1 protein-coding gene is annotated in these 1467 nt (G+C 65.2%); it reads left to right on the top strand.

The genetic code is table 11. The annotated features are described in order from the left end of the window. Positions 1-1338, top strand: a 1338-nt coding sequence (gene ltrA / locus ACIRG5_RS48375; RefSeq protein ID WP_402918510.1) for a group II intron reverse transcriptase/maturase, incomplete at its 5' end; no start/stop codon positions are given. Positions 1339-1467 lie beyond the last annotated feature (129 nt).

The following is a 1467-nucleotide window of genomic DNA, read 5'->3' as shown; positions in this document are numbered from 1 at the left end:
GATGATCCTCATCGCCAGTTCGGCGATCTGTACAATCTCGTTGCCGATCCTGCGTTCCTTCTGGTGGCGTGGAGTCGGGTGCGGAGCAACACGGGCGCCAGGACCGCCGGCGTGGACGGCATGACCGCTCACGCGGTGCGGTGGTGGCAGCAGGAATCGGTTCTGCTGGAACAGTTGCGGGTCGAGTTGAAGGCGCGTGAGTTCCGTCCGATGCCCGTGCGAGCGGTGAACATCCCGAAGGCGAAAGGCAAAGTTCGTCGGCTGGGGATACCGACCGTGCGGGACAGGGTCGTGCAAGCGGTTCTGAAGCTGGTGCTGGAGCCGATCTTCGAGGCGGACTTCCGTTCGTGTTCCTACGGGTTCCGCCCGAATCGTCGCGCTCAGGACGCGGTGACCGAGACGTGGCATCTGGCGTCCAACTCCTACGAGTGGGTCGTCGAGGGCGACATCGAGGCATGTTTCGACCGGATCGATCACGCGGCCCTGATGGACCGGGTGCGTCGCCGGGTCGGAGACAAACGCGTCCTGCTGTTGGTCAAAGCCTTCCTGAAAGCCGGGATTCTCGGCCGGGACGGTCAGATCTGGGGCAGCGACACCGGCACTCCGCAGGGCGGCATCCTCTCACCGCTGCTGGCCAACGTGGCGCTGTCGGTGCTGGACGAGCACTTCGACCAGCACACGATCAGCACCGTGGAGCGAGCGAAACGGCGTCGGCACGGACTCGCCAACTACCGGCTCATCCGGTACGCGGACGACTTCGTGATCATGGTGTCCGGCAATCGGGCGCAAGCCGAAGCGCTTCTTCCGGAGGTGGCAGCGGTGCTCGGCACGATGGGGCTTGCCCTGTCGGCCGAGAAGACGATGATCACCCACCTCGATGAGGGGCTCGACTTCCTTGGCTGGCGCATCCAGCGCCACCGCAAGCGAGGCACAGCCGCGCACTACGTCTACACCTATCCGTCGAAGAAGGCGCTGCGCGCGATCATGACGAAGGTCAAGACGGTGTGCCTACAGAACGTCAACGATTCGCTGGCAGACCTGCTGCGTCGGCTCAACCCGATGCTGCGGGGCTGGACGGCCTACTTCCGGCCGGGAGTGTCCAACGCGACCTTCGAATACCTGCGCTGCTATGTCTGGCACCGGGTCATGCGATGGATCCGCAAGAAACACCGCCGGATCAACTGGGAGAAGCTGCGACGCCGCTACTGCACCGTGTCCAACCAGCGGTGGTGGCCCGCAGACGGCGACGTGATCCTGTTCGACCCCGCAGCGGTGAGCACCACCCGCTACCGCTACCGGGGAACGAAGATCCCGTCGCCATGGCCGAGCACGGCGTGAGATACCTGGCTGCACAGAGGGGTTTGTGGAGCGCCGGATGCGTTGAGAGGCGCACGTCCGGTGCGGGAGGCGGCTCGGGGAAACGGACTGGCTGCGAGGCCAGCACCGCGTCCCGAGTCGACCTCACCC

It is taken from the genome of Lentzea sp. NPDC102401 (assembly GCF_044765805.1).
Classification (GTDB): Bacteria; Actinomycetota; Actinomycetes; order Mycobacteriales; family Pseudonocardiaceae; genus Lentzea; species Lentzea sokolovensis.
This window is presented reverse-complemented; position numbering and strand designations above follow the sequence as displayed.